Origin of the sequence: Variovorax brevis (assembly GCF_030317105.1) — a bacterium.
Taxonomy (GTDB): Bacteria; Pseudomonadota; Gammaproteobacteria; order Burkholderiales; family Burkholderiaceae_C; genus Variovorax; species Variovorax brevis.
Genome location: NZ_JASZYG010000042.1, coordinates 1 through 18,853 on the forward strand (window position 1 = coordinate 1; position 18,853 = coordinate 18,853).

The window sequence follows — 18,853 nt, forward strand, 5'->3', positions numbered from 1 at the left end:
AACGCAGCATGGATCAACCCACCACCATCGGAGACCGCCGACCCAACATCACCACAGCCCTGCACAGTAAATTCATGAAGCCGGGTGTAGCAAACTCATTGACACGTTCCGAACCCTTCAATTGTTCGGTGGTGAGCGAACCCGGCGTCCACCGGCGGCGATTCGGAATATTCCGAACGTCCGTTAGGAAAACACCCTGACGCTCTGAAGATAAATCCGTTGTGCTGCGCAGCAGCAATCCGATGGCCGTCAGGTCGCGTTCGGCGCACCTTCGCCGCCCAGGTTCCCGGAGGTGCTCGATGAACGAAGTCCCGGTCCATGCTTCGCCAGCTTCCCTCAGTGCCAGCTGCATGGTGCGACCTGCCGCCATCGAGGAACGTGAACGCACCAGCCTGCGAGATGTGCGAGTTCATTGGCGTGCCCGTCGAACGTGGCGGGCCCATGCCGGGCGTGCCGCTGGACGTGCGACGTCCCGGTGCCGGCGAGACGCTGATCCTCGAAGGCGCCGTGGCGACCTCCGTCCACGTCGTTCGCACTGGTTCGTTCAAGGCTTTCCGGACGGCGGGAGACGGCTACGAACGGGTCGGCTTAATGCATCGCGGCGACTTGGCCGGATGCGACGCTTTGGCCGGAGATCGGCACCTGATGGGCGTGGCGGCCCTGGAGGATTCGAAGGTCCATGCCATCGCCTTGCCTGACTTCTAGGTGTTGGCGCAAAGTCAACCTGCGTTCGACCGGGGCGTGATGCGTGCCGTGGGCACCGCCATGCTCGACCCGACGCGATTGGCTGCCATGATGGGCGCCGTGGCCGCCGAAGTGCGGCTGGCGCGGTTCCTGATCCACCTGTCGCAGCGACTCCCCGTGCTCGGCCACGCGCCAGGTCACCTGCGCCTGCAGATGACGCGCCGCGACATCGGAAGCTGCCTTGGTGTGGCCCACGAGACCATCAGCCGTTCATTTACCGTGTTGTCTGACTTGCGCCTTGTCGTGTGAATCAGAGGAAGGTCGAAAATACCGACCTGCCTGGCCTGCAGCGTTCGCGCAAGGTACGCGCGAGCCCGCCAAGGGGCACTCGAAATCGCTGCATGCACCCTCGACGCGGCTCGCAAACGCGATGGCGCTGGCCTTTCAGGGGCGAGGTCAGGGCTTCTCCGGCTTGGCGCGCAGCGCATCGTGTGCACGCGCGAGCGCCCAGATGCAGTCCCGTGCCTGCTGAAACTCCAGGCCCTTGTCAAAGTATGCGAGGGCACCGCCCTCCAGGTAACTCTTGCGCATGGAAGCCCAGCCGAACTGGGACAAGACGATCACCTTGATGTGGGGGTGATGCTGCCTGACGTGGTGCATCACGTCCAGACCCCGATCCCGACCGCGCAATTTGGCATCCAGCACGATGAGATCCGGCTGCTTCGAAGCGATCGCTTCAAGCGCCGCGGCGAAGTCTTCCGCGTAGCCCACGACATCGACGCCCGGGGCCGTTGCCAGCAAGGCACCGAAGCTTTGCTGTATTGATGGGGAATCGTCGACCAATAGCACTCTCACTTCCAACCTCTGGCACGTTGTGTGGCGTCCATACTGCGCCAGAGTGCAGGGCTCGGAGGTGAGCATTCTCAAGAGTGGCTTGGAAAATGTGCGAGATCGGCGTTGAAGCCAAGGACGTAAGGGCCCACTGGAAGGGGAATGCGCAGGACAATTCCGCGCTGACGCACCATGAGATCCAGTGGCTTGGTGGTTTGTGAACCTTTCCGCGTCGATCATCACGCGGCTTTAGAGCTCGACGCGCGCCTTTTCCGGATCGGGTGCGCCTTCCGGGGCCATGGAGTTCACCCAGATGCCCGGTGCGCCCGGCGTGGCTGTCGCGGCAGGCGCCGGTGTCGCGCCCGCAACCGCGGGTGCTGAAGATGGCGGCACAGGCTTTTGCTCCAGGGCCTTGACGCGTGCCTGCAAGTCCTGGATCGTCCTCATGGCCTGGTCCGGCGTCGCCTTGAGTTCTTCGTTAAATTGCGCCTGCGAAGCACCGCACAGCGCCGGCGAGACGGCAGCGGCGATCGCCTGTCGCTTTATCTGTCTCTTCTTCAGGAAAGATCAATGCATGGGTGGGTCAAGCGGTGGCCAGTCTCGGCGCTCTGCAAACCGGGCGATTGATATTCAATCCGGAACTGCATTTCGCCCGGCTTCGGTGGTCGACATTGAGCTTGCTCAAGTGGATGCGCAACGGCTTTCCCTTAGCATCGGCGCATCACCCGATGTCTCTCAACCACGCCGTTCTCGCCTGCACCCTGGCGGTTCTTCTTGCCGGGTGCTCCAGCTTGCCCAGCCAGGTGCAACGCACGATGACCCATGCAGTGACCCGCACCGACGACACCCGGCTCGGGCAGGTTGTGCGTCGCGAGACCGCCAGGCATCCCGGCCAATCCGGAATCCATGCGCTGGCCGTCGCCAATGAGGCCTTTGCAGCCTTGGTCCTGCTTGCCGGCAGTGCCGAGCGCAGCCTCGACCTGCAGTACTACATCTGGCATCGTGACACGACGGGGCAGTTGTTGTGGCAGGCCGTATGGCAAGCCGCGGAGCGTGGGGTGCGCGTGCGCGTGCTGCTCGATGACGCCAACACCGCGGGGCTCGATCCGATGCTCGCCACGCTGGATGCGCATCCAAACATCGAGATTCGCCTGTTCAATCCCTTTGCGAACCGCCGCTTCAGGGCCGGGGACCTGGTCATGGATTTCGCGCGGGTGAACCACCGGATGCACAACAAGTCGTTCACCGCGGACAACCAGGTCTCGATCACGGGCGGGCGCAACATCGGCGACGAATACTTCGGCGCGCACATGGAGGTCGGCTTCCAGGACCTGGATGTCATGGCCATCGGGCCTGTGGTGCACGAAGTGTCGAGCCAGTTCGACCTGTTCTGGAACAGTGAATCGGCCTACCCCGCAGCCAACCTGATGCCGCCAGCCGCACCTGAAGGCCTCGCCCAATTGCGCGCTGGCTGGGATGCTGTGCACGACGACCCCGCCGCGAAGGCCTACGTTTCGGCGACGCTTCAGATTCCTTTGGTAACCCAGATGGGACAGGGCGCCGTGCCCTTCGAATGGACCTCCGCCCGGGTGCTCTACGACAACCCCGCCAAAGCGCTGCAAGCTTCGGACGGCACGGACCTGCAGATGCTCGCGCACCTGGAACACGCGCTGGGCAAGCCGGAACATGAGGTCGATCTGGTCTCACCCTACTTCGTGCCCGGCACCAGTGGAACCGAAGGCCTGGTCAAGCTCGCCAGGCGTGGCGTCAAGGTGCGCGTGCTGACGAACTCGCTGTCGGCGACGGACGTCGGGCCGGTCCATGCGGGGTATTGCAGATACAGGAAGGAGTTGCTCCAGGCGGGGATCACCCTGTACGAGCTCAAGCGCGTTGCTGCGGTTTCATCGTCCAAAGGAGGCGACCGCTCGTCGGGCATGCCGGGCAGCGGGGCAAGCCGGGCTGGTTCTGCGTCGAGCCTGCATGCCAAGACCTTCGGCGCGGACCGGAAGCGCTTGTTCGTGGGGTCGTTCAACCTCGACCCGCGCTCGGCCCGGCTCAATACCGAGATGGGCGTGGTCATCGACAGCGCATCGCTGGCCACAGTGCTGGCGAGGCAGCTCGACAGCCGGCTCCCGGACGAGGCCTATCTCGTGCGCTTGCGGCCCGATGGCGATCTCGAGTGGGTCGAGCAGTCGGCGGATGGCGAAAAGATCTTCACGACAGAGCCGGAAACGGGCCTGATGCGACGGGTATGGATCGACTTTCTCAGGGTGCTCCCGATCGAGTGGATGCTTTGACACTTCGCCCTGGACCTCCAAGCCCGCGCTTCCGGAGCCCGAACAAGGAGCTGGCGCCATTCGTCGCCGATTTGACGTTTCTCAAGAAAGTGCGCCGCGACCTTCACTGGCCTGGATTTCCACGGACCTGAATTCGCCGAGGGTCCAGGGTATTTCCCTTGGGCGCTATGCGGTCAAGGTCAGCGGCAGATTGTTCCACCACGGGATGACCACGGGGGTGTTCAAGAGGCCCGAGGCGATGATGATGGATGATGATGATGATGATGATGATGGGCAGCTGGGCGCGGCGGTGGAATTGGACGTTGACACCTGTTGAGGTGATATCGACGGTGGCGGGCATGTCGATGATGTCACGGAAGATGTGGCGCGCTGGGCGTCGGCATAGCCCCTCATCTTGCGTGCCAGCAAGGCGATACAGGCCGCTGGCGATGACGAGCAGCGCATGTCGAAGTCCACCTTCAAGCCCACCGCCCACGAGAGCGCATGCATGTGGAAGAAGCGCACCGCATCGGACAGGGCGTTCTCGATCAGAATGCGCTTGGCGTAGCGGGCGATGAGCGCCGGCACCGAGGCGCCCCGATCGTTGGTCAGCAGGATGGTGGGCTCGCCGAGGTCCAGGATGAAGAGCTGGCAAAAGTCGTGCCCTCGATGCGGGTGGTTTGCTCGAAGACTCGGGGCGTGCGGTGCTTGCGCGTGGGCACGTCGGGTTCGACGGTGCCCCAGGCGGAACGCGGCAGCAGCGCGATTTCCTTGAGCAGCGCCGGCGAGCGCCTGCGCAGCGTCATGAAGGGGATGGCCATGGCGTCAAGCCGCGCCAGGTTGGCGTGGGTCGTCAACTTCGAATCAAAGACGCGATGACGCGGGCGCGTGCCGTGGTGTTTCTCCCGGAACGAGATGAAGTTGAAGATCTCGTGCGCTGCTTCACCCTTGCGCAAGTCAGTGTTGGAGTAGCACAAGGCGCGGCCGTGGGCGTCGTGCGCCATGAAGGTCAGGATGCTGGCTTGGCGGCGACTGCGCATGGCCACGTCGTGGCGCTGCACGACGGGGCTCGCCGTGGTAGGGGACCGAATGGAAGTCCAGGGGAAGGATCGTGCGGGCAGCAGCTTGTCAGCGGCGATCTGGTCCTGGAAGGCTGCCATCAGGCGGGTGGTTTGCGGGACGCGGCAAGAGCATTCCGACAGGCAGCTTCTTGGGGATCACGTTCAGCCCGCATGACAGAGCCAGCCCTGGTCGGCCACGAGGGGCATGACGTGGCTGTTGCGCTCGACGGACTGCAGCTTCAAGGCCAAGCAGCAGCGCAATGCGTGGGTGGAGGGAACCATCCTGGAGCCGGGCAGTGCAGCGGCTTGGGCCAGCGCGTCGAGGTGCAGTCGCGCAAGCTCGGGCAGGAACAGGAACAGGAACAGGAACAGGAACAGGCCGCCGCAGCGCGTCAGCAAGCGCCGCGGCGCCAGGGAGAACTGGCGCACGTCGGCCTCGGTTCGACCGCGGCGCTGACCCGCTCGGGTCGTTCGTCGTGCCTGCGTCGGGGCAGCGCTGCGAAGCCCTCGGCCTTGAGCACCTCGCCCACCGCGGTGGGGCTGAGGGCGAGGTCACGCTCCTTCAGGGCGTCGGAGATTTCGTGGATCGAGTGGTTGAGCTTTGCGCAGCTCAACGATGAGGCCGCGCCCGGCGGACTTCTTGGGCTGGTGACGCGGGCCGGGGTGGGCTGAGACGAAAAGACGGGATCGGTGTTGTGCCGGAAGCGACGGCACATGACCTGGAAGGATCCGGGCGTGTAGCCGAACGCGCGGGCGACCTCGGCGGAAGGTTGTTGCCCGACGAAGTGGGCCCGCAGGGCTTCGTACTGGCGCTGCTTGGTCGAGGCGGGTTCGAGGAAGAATCGTCGCGGATCGCTTGTGTATTTGGATTGTCTGATGGACACATAGACAACTTGGTACATGAACCGGCAATGGCAATGGCAAAGGCATCAGGACGCAAGGATCAAGCGCCACCCTGTGGGTGGTGCACTGCTCATTCGAGAGCATGAGACTTTGCGAGACTCTGTCGAGCGATGGCTGTTGGAAGCCTCGGCTGGGCCAGCTGAACATAAAAGAATACCAGTCAAGATAAGACGATCGCCAGGGCAGCACGGACATTCCAGGGACCAGCAAACGCGAAAGCCCTGGGAACGTTGCGCTCACCAGGGCCGCTTGCTGCGGGACAAAGGACCCTCAGAGCCGCCGATGCTTGCCAAGACTCCGGTCCGTGGAAATCCACGCTAGCATCGCCGCATCACCATGTGCAAGCTCAGGAGCCCAGAGATGCGATCTTTCGCGACAGGACGGACCCGGGCGGCGCGTGCGCTCGGCGTGTTTGCATTCGCAGCACCCTTGGGTGCTCACGCCTCGTTCCTGCCGCCCGAAAAGATGGCGTCGGCAGCGACCGGGCTCGCGTGGTTCATCATCTTTGCCGTTCCCATCGGCGGGATCGTGCTGTTCTGGCTGGTTCACGTCATGCCGGAGAAGATCGCGCACAAGCGGCACCATCCGCAGCGCGACGCGATCAAGACGCTTTGCCTGCTCTCATTGGTGTTCGGCGGCATGCTGTGGCCGATTGCGTGGCTGTGGGCCTACGTGAAGCCTGTGGGCTACCAGGCGGCATACGGCACCGAGAAACACGAAGACTACTTCCACGAGCAGGGCGAGCGGGCGCTCGCCGGCGAGATGCTCGAGCATGATATTCAGCACCTGCGCGAAGAACTCGACGCGATGGATGCCAAAGGCACGCTCACGGCCGAACTCAAGGTCTTGCGCAGGAACCTGGCGACTGCTTCTGCGGCGGTTGCCGCCAGACCAGAAGGCCAGCCGGGCAACCCGACATAAGCGAGCAACTGATGGAAGCACTGCTCCTTGCCATTTACGCCTTCTTCGTCTGGCTGATCTTCATCAAGTTCAAGTGGCTGCCGTGGAACACCACGTCGCAGGTCACGGTGGTGATCATCCCGATCGTGGCGCTGACGGCGCTGGTCCTGACGCTCAACGTCGTGGCGCCATCGTCCAGCGATGTACGGGTCATCAAGTATGTGGTGCAGGTGGTGCCGCAGGTGCGCGGCCGGGTGCTGGAGGTGCCCGTGGAGCCCAACCGGCTGGTGAAGAAGGGGGAGCTGCTGTTTCGCATCGACCCGACCCAGTACGAAAACGAACTGAACGCCGCCAAGGCCAAGCTCGCCGCGGACGAAGCGAAATTCGCGCAGGCGGGCGCGGCCCTGGTGGACGCGACGGCCGGCGCTCGGCAATTGCAGGAACAACTCAAGGCCGCAACGGGACAGGTCAAGGCGCTGCAGCCGAGGCTGGAACTTGCACGGCTGCGCGTTCGCCAGAACAAGGAACTGGTGTCCACGGGCGCGGGCGACCGCTTCGCGCTGGAGCAGGCTGAATCGACCTTGCTCGAACTGCAGGGCCAGGTCGCGACGGCTGCCGCGAACGAAGCGCAGGTCACCCAGAAGCTTTCCGGTCAGGTCAACGGCGAACAGGCGTCTGTTGCGTCTGCGCGGGCGCAACTGGCCACCGCCAAAGCCCAGGTGGACCTGAGCCGCGCCGACCTCGGCAATGCGCAATGGAACCTCGACCAGACCGCCGTGTACGCGCCGACGAGCGGCTATGCCATCAACGTCCAGCTGCGCCCCGGTTCCTTCGTGGTGTCGGTGCCGCTGGCGCCGGCGATGACTTTTGTCGAGGAGACGTACCAGGTCATCGCGCTCTACAGCCAGAACGAGTTGCGGCTCGTCGAGCCCGGAAACCGGGCGGAGTTCACGCTCAAGACCAATCCGGGCCACATCATCGGGGCCACGGTCGATTCCATCGTGTGGGCACAGGGCCAAGGGCAAGTCGCACAGTCGGGCAACCTGCCCCAGACCGGCGTCTATCCGCAGGTGCCGGGCCGCTTCCCCGTGAAGCTCATCGTCGACGAAAAGAACCGCGACCTGTTCCTGGCGGCCGGCGCGGACGGCGACGGCGCGATCTACACCGAGCACGTGGAGATGATCCACATCATCCGGATGGTGATCCTTCGCGTCGGCGCGATCACCAACTACCTCGTCCTGAAGCTGCACTGATGCGCACGCCATCGCTTCGCCTGCGGATTCTTGCGGCCTGCCTGGCGGGCGTGCTGGGAGGCTGTGCGCTCAAGGCACCGCCGACGGCGCAGGACCTGCAAAAGGAAGTGCTCCCGCAAGCACCCTTGCCAACGGCCTGGCGCGCCGGCGAAGGCGTGGCGGCGCCGACGGCGGACGGCTGGCTCACATCCTTCAACGAGCCCGCCCTGACCGCGCTCGTCAACGAGGCGCTCGTCTACAACGCCGACCTGAGGGTGGCGTCCGCGCGCGTCGAGCAAGCCGCCGGCTACGTGAAAGTGGCCTCCGGCGCATTGCTTCCCTCGGTGGGCATCGTCGGCTTGGGCGGCGGCAAGTCGGGCGGCGGTGGCGGCCTGGACGGGATCTTCCTGAATGCCTCGCTGGAGCTCGACGTCTGGGGCCGCCTGCGCTATGGACGCGAGGCTGCCAGGGAGACGTCCGCGGCCGCCGAGGCCGACTATGCCTATGCGCGCCAGTCCCTCGCGGCGCTGGTGGCCAAGGGATGGTTCCTGGCGGTCGAGGCCGGATTGCAGCGCACGATAGCGCAAGATTCCCTGAAGTCCGCCGAAGGCTTGCTGCGCATCGCCGAGGATCGGCAGCGCGTGGGCAACGGGAGCGTGGCGGCGGTGGCGCAGGCGCGCGCAAGCGTGGGCCCGTACCGCGACACGCTCCGGCAGGTCGAGCTGTCGCGCGAGCAGGCCCTGCGTTCTCTCGAGTTGCTGGTGGGGCGCTATCCGGCGGCGGAGATCGCGGTGGCGGATCGTTTGGCGGCGATGCCGCCGCCACTGCCCGTGGGCATGCCCTCGGAACTGCTGGAGCGCCGGCCCGACGTGGTGGCCGCCGAACGCCGCGTGGCTGCCGCATTCAACCGCGTGGGCGAAGCCAGGGCGGCGCAACTGCCGCGGATCAGCCTGACGGCGGGCGGCAGCAACGTGTCGAGCGAACTGATCGTGCTGAAGGACGTCGACAGCCCCGTGTGGAGCGTCGGCGCCAACCTGATCGCGCCGCTGTACCAGGGCGGTGCGTTGCGCGCCCAGGTCGAGATCCGCTCGGCCGAGCAGAAGCAGGCCGTCGCCGACTACGCGCGCACCGGCCAGCGGGCGTTCGGCGAGGTCGAAGGCGCGCTGAGCGCGGAAGCGGCCTTGCGCGAACGCGAGATCATCCTCGACGGCTATGTGCGCGACAGCACGGATGCGCTGGACCTGGCCCGGATCCAGTACCGCATCGGCACCATCGACCTGCGAACGATCGAGCAGAGCCAGCTCTCGCTGTATGCGGCCCGCACCTCGCGACTGCGCGTGCAGACCGAGCGCCTGGCCCAGCGCACGAACTTGTACCTGGCGCTGGGGGGCGGTTTCGACCTGCCGGCGATGACAGCGGGGGCTTCGCCATGCTGTACCGACTGAGGATGGCGTGACATCATGGCTTTGCAACCAATCCGTCTATCAGGAGATCATCATGTCAAGGCTGATGCTGGGCAACATCGAGGATGGCACCTCCGATGAGGAGATCAAGGCCTTCCTCGTGAAGTATGGGTTTCCGGAGTTCGAAAAGATCCAGCATGTGCCGGGTTCCGGATCGCGACCCGGGGCCATCCTGACGTTCCAGACCGTCAGCCCCGAGGTCCTGCACAAGCTCAAGGAGAGGATCCACGACATGTACTGGAAGAATGGCCGGATCGTTGCGCAGATCCTGAGTGACGACTTTGCCTGACCTGCCATGGGAGGGTTCGGCCGGCTCTTTGGCGGCAGCGACCGCAACGACGCACCACGTGACGGGGAAGTGGTGCGGATTTCGGTGCGCGCCATCGACCTAAGCGCGCTCCGGCGGGTCGCCCGGGGACACGAGGCGCGCCTGGGTAGCGCGGTTGCGAACACGCTGGCCTGCCTTCGCGACCTCGTCGCGGAATTTCCACCTGCGCATACGGCCAACGCAACAGGTTGGAACCCGGACCCCTATCTCCGGGCGTTCTTCGCTTCCCCCGATGACATCGGCCTGGTCCCCAGCCGATCCACCGAATTGGGCGCCTTCTTCGAACAGCCGCCGGGCGCGCAGGACGCCTGTGCCGTGCGCGGGATGGGGATGAACGAGCGCAAGGCGCTGGGCGTCGCGCTGGAGGGGGATGGCACGCGCCCGGACGTTGCGCAGACGACGCTGAGCTTCTGCGATCACCAGATCCGGACCTGCGGGGCCTCCGATGCCGACCTGCGCCAGGAGATCGTGCGGCGGATGGTGGATCAACTGGCCATCGAGGGTATCAGCCGGATCGGCGCGCACAGTGCCCGCCGCGACGTGCTTGGAGGAGGAGCATGCGCTGCTGGCGACCCGGCTGCGGCTGCTCGAACGCCAAGGCACCTGGATGAGATCGGTGCTCGGCGGCGACAGCGAAGTCGATGCCGGCGCACTGGCGCGCCTGCGCGATCGCCTGGAGGAGAACGACCAGCGACTGAAGAGCCTGGGGCCGCGATCGGAGTCGCTGAACCGCAGCTGGGCGGCATGTGCGAGGTGTTCGCGGACGCCGGCAAGCTGATCCACGTCACGACCCGGCGGCTGCGGCTGAGTCCGATGAACGTCGTCTTGCCGCCGCAGGGCGCGGACGAGGGCTGCGTGCTCGACCTGGAGATCGCGCGGGGCCGGGCAATCCGCCGCGCGAGCGTGCATTCGCGCTGGTTCGGGTGGCGCGCGGGGATGTGTCCCAACCCCGGAATTTGCTGGACGAAGCCCGGTTGTTGTGGGTCGAAGGGCCCGCACGAACAGTGAAACAGATCTTTCAAATTTCAAATCATCCATGGAGTCAGCAAGAGCGAGAAGAAACACCATCGGGAGAAGTCAGGCCACAAGGAAGCCCCCGCCGAGGCGCATGTGCAAGGACCTGAAGAAGCTTCGACATCCGGGCCGGGTGGGCCGTTGTCGAACAAGGAGTACGAGAAGACGCTGCGCGAGCTCCATGTCGAACTGGTCAAGCTGCAGCAATGGGTGCAGCACGCGGGCCTGAAGGTGTGCGTGATCTTCGAGGGGCGTGACGGCGCGGGCAAGGGCGGCACGATCAAGGCCCTCACCGAGCGCGTCAGCCCGCGGGTGTTTCGTGTCGTGGCCTTGCCGGCGCCGAGCGAGCGGCAGAAGTCCCAGATGTACATCCAGCGCTATATCCCGCACCTGCCGGCTGCCGGCGAAATCGTGATCTTCGACCGCAGCTGGTACAACCGGGCAGGGGTCGAGCGCGTCATGGGGTTCTGTACGGACGCGCAGGCCAAAAGCTTCCTGGCCGGCGTACCGCTCGTGGAGCGGGCCATCATCGACTCGGGCGTCATCCTGCTGAAGTACTGGCTCGAAGTGAGCCCCGAGGAGCAGACCCGCAGGCTCGAGTCGCGCATCGAGGACGGCCGCAAGATCTGGAAGCTGACGCCCATGGACCTCAAGTCGTACAGCCGCTGGTACGACTATTCGCGTGCCCGCGACGACATGTTCAAGGCCACCGACCTGCCCACGGCGCCGTGGTACGTCGTGCGATCGAACGACAAGAAGCGCGCGCGCTTGAACATGATCAAGCACTTTCTCGGACACGTTCCCTATGAAGAGCTGCCGCGCGAGATCAAGCTGCCCAAGCGCCAGGCGCAGGGCGACTACGTGGAGCTGGACCACCCCTTCCGGTACGTGCCGGAGGCGTGCTAGCGATGGCCGGGGCCGTCGCCCCCGCGCTTCCGGCGGTCGTGACGCTGCGCGACGGCCGGCGAGCGACCGTGCGGGAGATCCTTCCGGAGGACAAGGATGCCCTGCAGGCGGCCGTCAGCGGCATGTCGGCGCAGGCGCGCTACACCCGCTTCATGGCCACGATGCGCGAGATCCCGGAAAAGGCGCTCGACGCGGCCACCCACCCGGTGCCGGACAAGGAGTTCGCGCTGGTGGCCGTCAGCGGACAGGCCCCGGACGAGGCCATCGTCGGCGGCGCGCGCTACGCCTCGGAAGCCGGCAGCGACAGCTGCGAGTTCGCCATCATGATCGCCGACGCCTGGCAAGGGCAGGGACTGGCGCCCCGACTCATGGAGATGCTGATGGCGGCCGCGCAAGCGCATGGCTTCCGGCACATGGAGGGCTGCGTGCTGTCGAGCAACGCGTCGATGCGCGGGCTCGCCAGGCGGCTCGGTTTCCAGGATTCGCAGTTTCCCGGCGACGCCACGACGCGATTGGTCAAGCGCAGCCTGGGTGATGGACATGCGCCAGCACAGGGGTGATCCGCGCAGCGGCAGGCATTCGACCGGCAATGCATTGATTCCCGTGCCGCAGTGGCTGCGCGACTGTCAGGCAGGATGGCTCAAGGCGGATGTGATCGCCGGCCTGATCGCCGCGGCCGTCGTCATTCCCAAGGCGCTTGCTGACGCGACGATCGCCGGACTGCCGGTGCAGGTCGGGCTGTACACGGTGTTCATCCCGATGGCGATCTACGCGGTGCTCGGCAGTTCGCGCGTGCTCCGCGTGAGCACGACCACGGCTCGCGATCCTGACGGGCACGGCATTGGCCGAGGTCACTTCGGGCGACAACGCGGCCAGCCTTGCAGCGGCCTGCGCGACGCTGACCTTGCCCACCGGCGACGTCCTCCTCCTGGGCGGGTTGATGCGGCTGGAGTTCGTCGCCAACTTCATCTCCGAACCCGTGCTGGTCGGATTCAAGGCGGGCATCGGCATCGGCATCGTCATCGTCGTGGACCAGCTGACCAAGGTGCTTGGCATTCATGTGCCGAAGACCGGGTTCGTCCAGCACTGCTCTCGATCGTGCAGGCGCCTTCACCAACATCGGTCGCAACCCTGGCCGTGGGCACCGTCTGCGCCGCTGATCGCGGTGGCGGGCGGAATCGCCAGCATGACGCTCCTGGGTCTTGATCCTGGGGCGTCGCGGCAGTCGGCGCCGTTCCGACGGGCCTGCCGGTCGTGAACGCGCCGGACGTGCACCTCGTGCTGGCGCTCTGGCCGGCGGCCATGGGCATTGCGCTGATGAGCTTTGCAGGGACGATCTCGTCGCGCAGGGCGTTTGCACGCGCCGGGGAGCCCGCTCCATCACCCATTGGGAACTGCTCGCCACGGGGCTCGCAAATGCCGGCAGTGCGCTGTTCGGCGCGATGCCCGCCGGGGGCACCAGGCGGACGGCGGTGAACCGGCTTGCGGGTGCGTGGATCCAGGTCGCAGCCCTGGTGACGGCCGCGGCCGCCTTGGGCACGACGCTGTTCCTCGCGCCCTTCATCGGACTGATGCCGCACGCCACGCTGCCAGCGGCGGTCATCGAGTATTCGGTCGGGTTGATCAAGCCGTCCGGTTTCAGGGCCATCCTCAAGATCCGCAAGACGGAGTTCGTGTGGGCCCCGGCGGCGATGGCGGGCGTGGTGCTGCTCGGCACGCTGCAAGGCATCGTGGCGGCGATCATCGTGTCGCTGGTGGCGCTGGCCTGCCAGATGTCCGATCCGCCGGTGTATGTGTGGGGTCCCAAGCCCGGCACCAACGTGATGCGGCCCAAGAGCGAAGAGCATCCCCACGACGAGTTCGTCCCCGGGATGCTGGTGCTTCGGCCGCAGGGGCGTGTCTATGTCGCCAACGTGCAGTAGATCGGGCGCAAGATGCAGGCGTTCGTCGACGAAGTGAACCCCAAGGTCGTGCTGCGGGACATGGGCTTGGTCTTCGACCTACCCGAGCGCGTGTCATTCATTCTTCGTGGAAGCCGTGACAAGTGCGCGCAAGTGGATGCCCGCAACGACAGCCAAGTGATCTTCTACGACCAGATCACCAGGCGAGGCGAGCCGGTGAAGAGACTGGCAACCTACCAACGTACCTTGATGCCCAGCGAGCCCTGCACAGAGGACTTCACGGTGGCATCGCCGCCGATGTTCCATTGGTGGCCGATTTCGCCGTAGAGGCTTGTCGCCGGTGTGAGCGCCAGGGTCGCGCCGGCGGCAACTTCGCCGGCACTGTAGCTGCCGTCGCTGGCAATCACCGTCGATGCTGCCGGTCCGATGAAGAGGGCCGCGTCGCCGCCGAAGTTTGCGTGGTAGAAGTTCAGTCGACCATAGGGCTGCAGCCGTCCGGCGGCGGTGGCGAGATCGCCCCTGATGCGCAGGCCGAGTCGGGCGATCCAGCCACTGCCCGAGTCCTGCTGAACGCGCGCGCCGCCAAGAATCAGGTCGTCGAAGCTGTTGTGCTGCCAGGCCAGTTGCGCCTGTGGCTCGACACTCCAGCGCTCGGTCAGCGCAAACGCCTTGCCGCCTTCCACCGAGGCCATGAAGCCGCTTGCCTTGCCCGAGACGCTGGGGTTGCCATCCGGCCGGATCTCGTAGCGATGGCTGGCGCCCTGCAGCACGCTGTCCACGTACCAGGCGCTGGTATCCATCCAGGTCGCGTACGCGCCCAGGAATCGCGAGCGCAGGTCGTTGCTGCCGACATCCCCGTTGACGCCGCGCGCATTGCCGCTGACGTCGGCCGTGCCGTCCAAATAGCCCACGTAAACGCCCGATCGCCAGCCGTTCATCACCAGCAGGTCAGTGCCCGCTTGCAGGCCGCTCACCCGCAGGTCGGCCCGGGCCTGCGCGACGCCGGGCTGCTCCACCCCCAAGTCCGAGGACACAAAGCGGCCCCAGGCCCGGCGCGTGCCTGTTTCGGCAAGACTCGAAGGGCCTTGGGTCGTTGGGCCGCCCCAGGAGCCGGGCGCCTCGTCCCCCATGCGCCGATGCAGGTTGCCCATCATCGCCAGGTCGGCCTGGCGCACCTGCCCCGGCAGGGCCGCCAGCAGGGGCACCTCCGCCCGGTAGGTCGGCACTTGAACAGGTGGGAGTGGGGTCGGCGGCTGTACGGGTACGACCGGAGGTGGTCCGGATTCACCCGGGGGCACGACAGGCGGGATCACTGGCGGCACGGTTGTCGTCGAGCGCAGGTACCAGTTCTCGCCCGCGCCCTGCGCGTCGGCGGCATGGAGGCTGTATTCGTAGGCGCCTGCGTCCACATGCCCGCCGGCGAGGGCGAAAGCGCTCCTGGTCGTCTGCGCGGTGGTGGTAGCGCCGTTGCGCGCGCTGATGACCTCGATGCCGTCACCCGTGGTCAGCGCGCCCAGCCCCCCCAGGGTGGCGATCTGAACATTGGTGGTGCCGCTCGCCGTGGCCGTGGCGCCATCGATCACAAGCCTGTCACTTGCGGGCAGGCCCGTGCCCAGCCTCAGCACGCCCGCGTTCCCGACATAGGGGCCGGTGACCGTGAGCGTGCTCCCCGCGCTGGCGCTGACCAGACTGACCGTGCCGCTGTTGGCCAAGGCCGCCACGCGCTGGTTGAAGCCGCCGGTGTCGAGCGTCGCGCCCCGGGCCACCGTGTGGCTGGACGCGGCGCTGAACGCATTGGCTGCGCCCGCGCGCAAGGTGCCCACGTCCACGGCGGTGGCGCCCGTGTGGCTGTTGGCGCCCGCCAGCACCAGGGTGCCGGTGCCGTTCTTGGTGAGGGCCCCGCCGCCGGAGATGATGCCCGACAAGGTTTCTGTGAGCGCGCCGGTGTCGATGACGGGGTCGCTGGTGCCGGTGAGCACCACGGCGTTGGCCAGGTTCAGGCCGTCGCTGGCAAAGCCGAGCGTGGTGCCTTCGTCCATGACCAGGGCGCCACTGCCCAGCGCGGTGTTGTGGCCCACCGTGATCTGCCCGCCCTTGAGCATCGTGCCGCCGCTGTAGCTGCTGGCGCCGGTCAGGGTCAGCAGGCCACCATTGAGCTTGGTGACGGTGCCGCTTCCGCTGATGGCGCCGCTGAAGGTCAGTGCATTGCTGCGATTGAAGACCAGCGACGCGTTGTTGTTCACGTCGCCGACGATGCTGCCGGTCGTCCCGCCGTTGCCCAGTTGCAGGGTGCCGCTACTGATGGTCGTGCCGCCGGTGTAGCTGTTGTCGGCGCCCAGGATCAGGGTGCCAGCGCCAGACTTCGAGAGTGCGCCAGCACCTTCCAGAGTGCCGTTGTGCGTCAGCACGCCTGACTGGGTCTCGATGGTTCCGCCCCCCGGGAGCAGGGTCGTTGCTCGCCCCGTTGTGAAGCTGGCCGTCGCGCGCAGCGTACCGCCGTTGAAGCTGAGGGCGCTGGTTGGCGAACCGAGATTGCCGTCGTTCGTGACCTCCAAGGTGCCGGCATTGATCCCGGTTCCGCCGCCAAAGGTGTTGGCCTCGCTCAGGGCGAGCGTGCCACCGCCGGTCTTGGTCAATGCGCCGCTGCCTGTAATGGCGCCACGGTAAGTCAGTGTGGTGCCGGTTTGCGTCTCGAAGGTGCCGCCGCCAGTACTGAGCGTCGCTGGTCGGGCAGTCGAAAGTGTGGCGGTCGTGCGCAAGGCGCCGTTGTCGAAGGTCAACCCTCCCGAAGGTGCTCCAAGGTTGCCATCGCTGGCGATCTGCAGCACGCCCCCGCCCAGGGTCGTGCCGCCTGAATAGGTGTTCTCGCCAGTGAAGATGGACGTGCCGGCGAGCACATTGATGGTGCCGGAGCCGCTGATCCTGGGCGCGAACACGTAGTTGGAGGACGTGTGATTGAAGTTGATCGTACCGGTACCAGCGCCAAATGCGATGCTTTGCGTCGTCAGCGTGCCAGGTGCTGCCGCCGGACTTCCTGCTCCCGCGCCGATGTTGACAGCTCCGACAGAACGGGGATCCGCCGCAAGCACAACAACCGGCGCGTCTACGATGCCGCCATCCGCAACCGTGAGCGTACCGTTGCCAATATTGCCGATGACCACCGGCAATCTGCTGCTGAAAATCGATCCTGCACCGCTCACCGTCGTCATGCCGATGGAGCCAGCATTGGTGCCAACTTTGACTCCGCCAACTGACTCATCGTGAACCGCACCGCCGTCCCCAATTGTCAGCGTACCCGTGCCGAAACTGCCGATATTGAGCCCACCGCTTGGTCCGTTGATCCAGGTGGAGCCCTGGCCGGTCACCCTCACCGTGCCCGTGGAACCGGCAGTCAAACCGACAGAGCCACCGCCAGTTTCCACTGTGCCGCCGCCGTCGACCAAGAGCGTGCCCATGCCTTGGCCGCCAACCACGACGCTTCCGATATTCGACCAGTTGGCGTCTGTGCCAGTCACCGTCATCGTCCCGACGCCTCCCGGAAGATTGCCGATCGTTCCGAAGGAAGTGATCAATGTCCCTGTGGACTGGATGGCGAGCATGCCTGTCCCGATCGCGAGATTCTGGGCCGTTGCGCCCGCGCTCCCGATCACTGGCGAACGCGGCGTCATCGTATTGATGGTCGCGTCGCTCGTTTGCCTGGGAACACCGCCAAGCCAGTTCTCACTGAGAGACCACTCATGGGACAACGCGCCGGTCCAGTCGGACGTCTGGGCATGCGCAGGCACGAGCGAGGCTGCCAGGAGGGTTGCGGCAAGCGATGGTGCACTTTTCCGGTGCGGCATACGGTCCCCCCAATCTTGTTTCGGAGCCATTGCGGACAGCCGAGTGGCGCAGTGTCGCTTAGGGTTTGCAATCCTTCAAGCTGAAACTGGCGCAGTTCGAGCGCCCCCGTCGTTTTGCTCAAGCCATGATCAGGAGGGCATCTTCACGCCCGATGGAGCTTGCGCGACTGGCGCAGCGCGCGCCTGAAGATCGTTGCGCACAAGCTCCGTTGCGGCATCCGCCGCCTCGACATCTGCGTTCGTGGCAACGCCTTGCACCTTGGCCATCACGGCGTGCCGAACCAGTCCGATGTGCTCGCGCAGCGTGCAGGCCTCGCTGGCATAGCTCAACGGCGCCCGGATCCGCGTGGCAGCCTGCTCGATCCGCCCCAGGTCGATCAGCCATTGCTCGACGGGCAATGCGCCAGTGCGTGTCCTGACGTCGCGCTCGAGCAGTGCCAACTCGCCGTACCAGCGGTGATGCGCGAGCGCATGCGCCAGCGCATCAAGCGCGGCACGAGACTGGTCAGTGGAACGATCACGACCAGCACGGGCACCAGCAACACGACCAGGCGCTCGAGGTAGGCCGCGATGGTGAAAGGCAGGTAGCGGTGAAGCACGCTGGGGCCGAAGCAATGATGACTCACCGCATCGGACGACACTGCCAGGTCCACCATGGCCGTGTTCGGAAACTCGTCCTCTGTTTCGAAGTAGCCCTGGTTGCCATGCAGTTCGCGTGCGGCTTCGAGGAGCAGGTTGATGATCGCCGGCGACAGGCCGTCGCGCGAAACCAGCATCGCCTTGGTGCCGATCAGCTTCACCTCCTGCTGCGGGATGTGCTGTGCGAAATCGACCGTCCCCGGTCGCAAGGGCAGCTTCGTGATGCAGGGGAACCTGCGCGGACAGGCTTCGGCGCGTGCCAGGCTCATGAGCTTCAGGTCCGGGTCGTTCAACGCCTGCCAGATCGCCGGGAACTGCACCGGCCCGACCAGGAACGCGGCATCGACCTGCCCCGCCTGCAGTGCGCGCAGGGCCTCCAGGTTGACCAGGGGAGCCAGTTCGGTGTTCAGGCGCTGATGCCGTTGGCCGCGAGCAGGGGATCCATGAACGCGCGTACACCGCTGTCCGGCGAGCCCACGGCAAGCCGCTTGTGGCGAAGGTCATCGACCTGCTCATGGACGATGCTGTCGCGATAGAAGATCCACAGCGGTTCGTAGTACAGGGCGGCGAGCATGACCAGCGACCCATGGTCAGCCGGGCGCACCACACCGCCATGCACGAAAGCCACATCTACACCGGAACAGGGGTCGCGCAGCAAGCGCTCGTTCTCGTCCGCACCGCCCGTCATGCGTTCCTCGACCGTCGCGCCCTCCCGTGCCAGGATTTCCCTGTAGCGCTGCGCGTACAGGTGGTACATGCCATTCGCGGGCCGGATGCGAGAACGATGTGGCGCGAAATGGCGCTTTGAATCAACCAGGCGCCCACGAAGGCAACAAGCACGCTTGCCACTGCGAGCAGCGTCCAGCGCGCATG

Annotated in this window: 22 protein-coding genes and 1 pseudogene; 13 read left to right on the forward strand and 10 right to left on the reverse strand. The window is 65.8% G+C overall.

Annotated features, from left to right (window positions below; all coding sequences use genetic code 11):
- Nucleotides 1-378 precede the first annotated feature (378 nt).
- Together QTI66_RS38160 and QTI66_RS38165 are read left to right on the forward strand one after the other, a co-directional pair.
- The gene (locus tag QTI66_RS38160) at nt 379-705 is read left to right on the forward strand and encodes a cyclic nucleotide-binding domain-containing protein (RefSeq protein WP_286565582.1); all 327 of its coding nucleotides are present in this window, start codon (nt 379-381) and stop codon (nt 703-705) included.
- Nucleotides 706-993 carry a helix-turn-helix domain-containing protein gene (locus QTI66_RS38165; protein WP_286565583.1) on the forward strand — a complete coding sequence of 96 codons (288 nt, stop codon included), beginning with the start codon at nt 706-708 and terminating at the stop codon, nt 991-993.
- 147 nt (nt 994-1,140) lie between these two features.
- On the opposite strand, the gene QTI66_RS38170 is transcribed toward QTI66_RS38165, so the two are convergent.
- Complete coding sequence (locus QTI66_RS38170) at nt 1,141-1,755, reverse strand: response regulator (protein ID WP_353506282.1); 615 nt, start codon at nt 1,753-1,755, stop codon at nt 1,141-1,143.
- A 9-nt stretch (nt 1,756-1,764) separates the two neighbouring features.
- On the reverse strand, nt 1,765-1,962 hold the full coding sequence (locus QTI66_RS38175) for a hypothetical protein (RefSeq protein ID WP_286565586.1): 198 nt from the start codon (nt 1,960-1,962) through the stop codon (nt 1,765-1,767).
- A gap of 368 nt (nt 1,963-2,330) precedes the next feature.
- On the opposite strand from QTI66_RS38175, the gene QTI66_RS38180 reads away from it, so the two are divergent.
- Complete coding sequence (locus QTI66_RS38180) at nt 2,331-3,812, forward strand: phospholipase D family protein (RefSeq protein ID WP_286565587.1); 1,482 nt, start codon at nt 2,331-2,333, stop codon at nt 3,810-3,812.
- A 165-nt stretch (nt 3,813-3,977) separates the two neighbouring features.
- On the opposite strand, the gene QTI66_RS38185 is transcribed toward QTI66_RS38180, so the two are convergent.
- The 4 genes from QTI66_RS38185 to QTI66_RS38200 all read right to left on the reverse strand — a co-directional run bounded on the left by QTI66_RS38185 (nt 3,978) and on the right by QTI66_RS38200 (nt 5,754).
- Nucleotides 3,978-4,379, reverse strand: coding sequence for a hypothetical protein (locus QTI66_RS38185; protein ID WP_286565588.1), 402 nt, complete (start codon nt 4,377-4,379; stop codon nt 3,978-3,980).
- Between the two features lie 20 nt (nt 4,380-4,399).
- Nucleotides 4,400-4,951, reverse strand: a complete 552-nt coding sequence (locus QTI66_RS38190) for a hypothetical protein (RefSeq protein WP_286565589.1) — start codon at nt 4,949-4,951, stop codon at nt 4,400-4,402.
- A 63-nt stretch (nt 4,952-5,014) separates the two neighbouring features.
- A complete protein-coding gene (locus tag QTI66_RS38195; protein ID WP_286565590.1) occupies nt 5,015-5,281 on the reverse strand; it encodes a hypothetical protein in 267 nt (88 codons plus the stop codon).
- Complete coding sequence (locus QTI66_RS38200) at nt 5,245-5,754, reverse strand: hypothetical protein (protein WP_286565591.1); 510 nt, start codon at nt 5,752-5,754, stop codon at nt 5,245-5,247. The genes QTI66_RS38195 and QTI66_RS38200 overlap by 37 nt, the downstream gene beginning before the upstream one ends.
- A 361-nt stretch (nt 5,755-6,115) precedes the next feature.
- Here QTI66_RS38200 and QTI66_RS38205 point away from each other — a divergent pair, with 361 nt between their 5' ends.
- The 10 genes and pseudogenes from QTI66_RS38205 to QTI66_RS39815 all read left to right on the forward strand — a co-directional run bounded on the left by QTI66_RS38205 (nt 6,116) and on the right by QTI66_RS39815 (nt 13,520).
- Complete coding sequence (locus tag QTI66_RS38205; protein ID WP_286565592.1) at nt 6,116-6,676, forward strand: DUF3302 domain-containing protein; 561 nt, start codon at nt 6,116-6,118, stop codon at nt 6,674-6,676.
- Nucleotides 6,677-6,687: 11 nt separating this feature from the next.
- A complete protein-coding gene (locus tag QTI66_RS38210) occupies nt 6,688-7,908 on the forward strand; it encodes an HlyD family secretion protein (RefSeq protein ID WP_286565593.1) in 1,221 nt (406 codons plus the stop codon).
- Nucleotides 7,908-9,332, forward strand: coding sequence for a TolC family protein (locus tag QTI66_RS38215; RefSeq protein WP_286565594.1), 1,425 nt, complete (start codon nt 7,908-7,910; stop codon nt 9,330-9,332). Before QTI66_RS38210 ends, QTI66_RS38215 begins: the two co-directional genes overlap by 1 nt.
- 52 nt (nt 9,333-9,384) lie before the next feature.
- Nucleotides 9,385-9,639 carry an RNA-binding protein gene (locus QTI66_RS38220; RefSeq protein ID WP_286565595.1) on the forward strand — a complete coding sequence of 85 codons (255 nt, stop codon included), beginning with the start codon at nt 9,385-9,387 and terminating at the stop codon, nt 9,637-9,639.
- Nucleotides 9,640-9,645: 6 nt separating this feature from the next.
- On the forward strand, nt 9,646-10,686 hold the full coding sequence (locus QTI66_RS38225) for a hypothetical protein (RefSeq protein WP_286565596.1): 1,041 nt from the start codon (nt 9,646-9,648) through the stop codon (nt 10,684-10,686).
- A gap of 102 nt (nt 10,687-10,788) precedes the next feature.
- Complete coding sequence (gene ppk2, locus QTI66_RS38230; RefSeq protein ID WP_286565597.1) at nt 10,789-11,598, forward strand: polyphosphate kinase 2; 810 nt, start codon at nt 10,789-10,791, stop codon at nt 11,596-11,598.
- Nucleotides 11,599-11,600: 2 nt separating this feature from the next.
- On the forward strand, nt 11,601-12,158 hold the full coding sequence (locus QTI66_RS38235) for a GNAT family N-acetyltransferase (protein WP_286565598.1): 558 nt from the start codon (nt 11,601-11,603) through the stop codon (nt 12,156-12,158).
- Nucleotides 12,139-12,351: pseudogene (locus tag QTI66_RS39805) on the forward strand (SulP family inorganic anion transporter); the annotation flags it as partial. The gene QTI66_RS38235 and the pseudogene QTI66_RS39805, both read left to right, overlap by 20 nt.
- Before the next feature lie 88 nt (nt 12,352-12,439).
- Nucleotides 12,440-12,856, forward strand: coding sequence for a SulP family inorganic anion transporter (locus QTI66_RS39810; protein WP_353506283.1), 417 nt, complete (start codon nt 12,440-12,442; stop codon nt 12,854-12,856).
- Nucleotides 12,801-13,520 carry a SulP family inorganic anion transporter gene (locus QTI66_RS39815; protein WP_353506284.1) on the forward strand — a complete coding sequence of 240 codons (720 nt, stop codon included), beginning with the start codon at nt 12,801-12,803 and terminating at the stop codon, nt 13,518-13,520. Before QTI66_RS39810 ends, QTI66_RS39815 begins: the two co-directional genes overlap by 56 nt.
- 212 nt (nt 13,521-13,732) lie before the next feature.
- Here QTI66_RS39815 and QTI66_RS38245 read toward each other — a convergent pair whose 3' ends face one another.
- The 4 genes from QTI66_RS38245 to QTI66_RS38260 form a co-directional block, all read right to left on the reverse strand.
- Nucleotides 13,733-17,371: an autotransporter outer membrane beta-barrel domain-containing protein gene (locus tag QTI66_RS38245; RefSeq protein WP_353506285.1), complete on the reverse strand. Its 3,639-nt coding sequence runs from the start codon at nt 17,369-17,371 to the stop codon at nt 13,733-13,735.
- A 99-nt stretch (nt 17,372-17,470) separates the two neighbouring features.
- Nucleotides 17,471-17,740, reverse strand: a complete 270-nt coding sequence (locus QTI66_RS38250) for a hypothetical protein (RefSeq protein WP_286565601.1) — start codon at nt 17,738-17,740, stop codon at nt 17,471-17,473.
- Entirely contained in the window at nt 17,719-18,300 is a 582-nt protein-coding gene (locus tag QTI66_RS38255) for a hypothetical protein (RefSeq protein WP_286565602.1), read from the reverse strand. Before QTI66_RS38255 ends, QTI66_RS38250 begins: the two co-directional genes overlap by 22 nt.
- Nucleotides 18,301-18,386: 86 nt before the next feature.
- Nucleotides 18,387-18,737 carry a TAXI family TRAP transporter solute-binding subunit gene (locus QTI66_RS38260; RefSeq protein WP_286565603.1) on the reverse strand — a complete coding sequence of 117 codons (351 nt, stop codon included), beginning with the start codon at nt 18,735-18,737 and terminating at the stop codon, nt 18,387-18,389.
- Between the last annotated feature and the right edge of the window lie 116 nt (nt 18,738-18,853).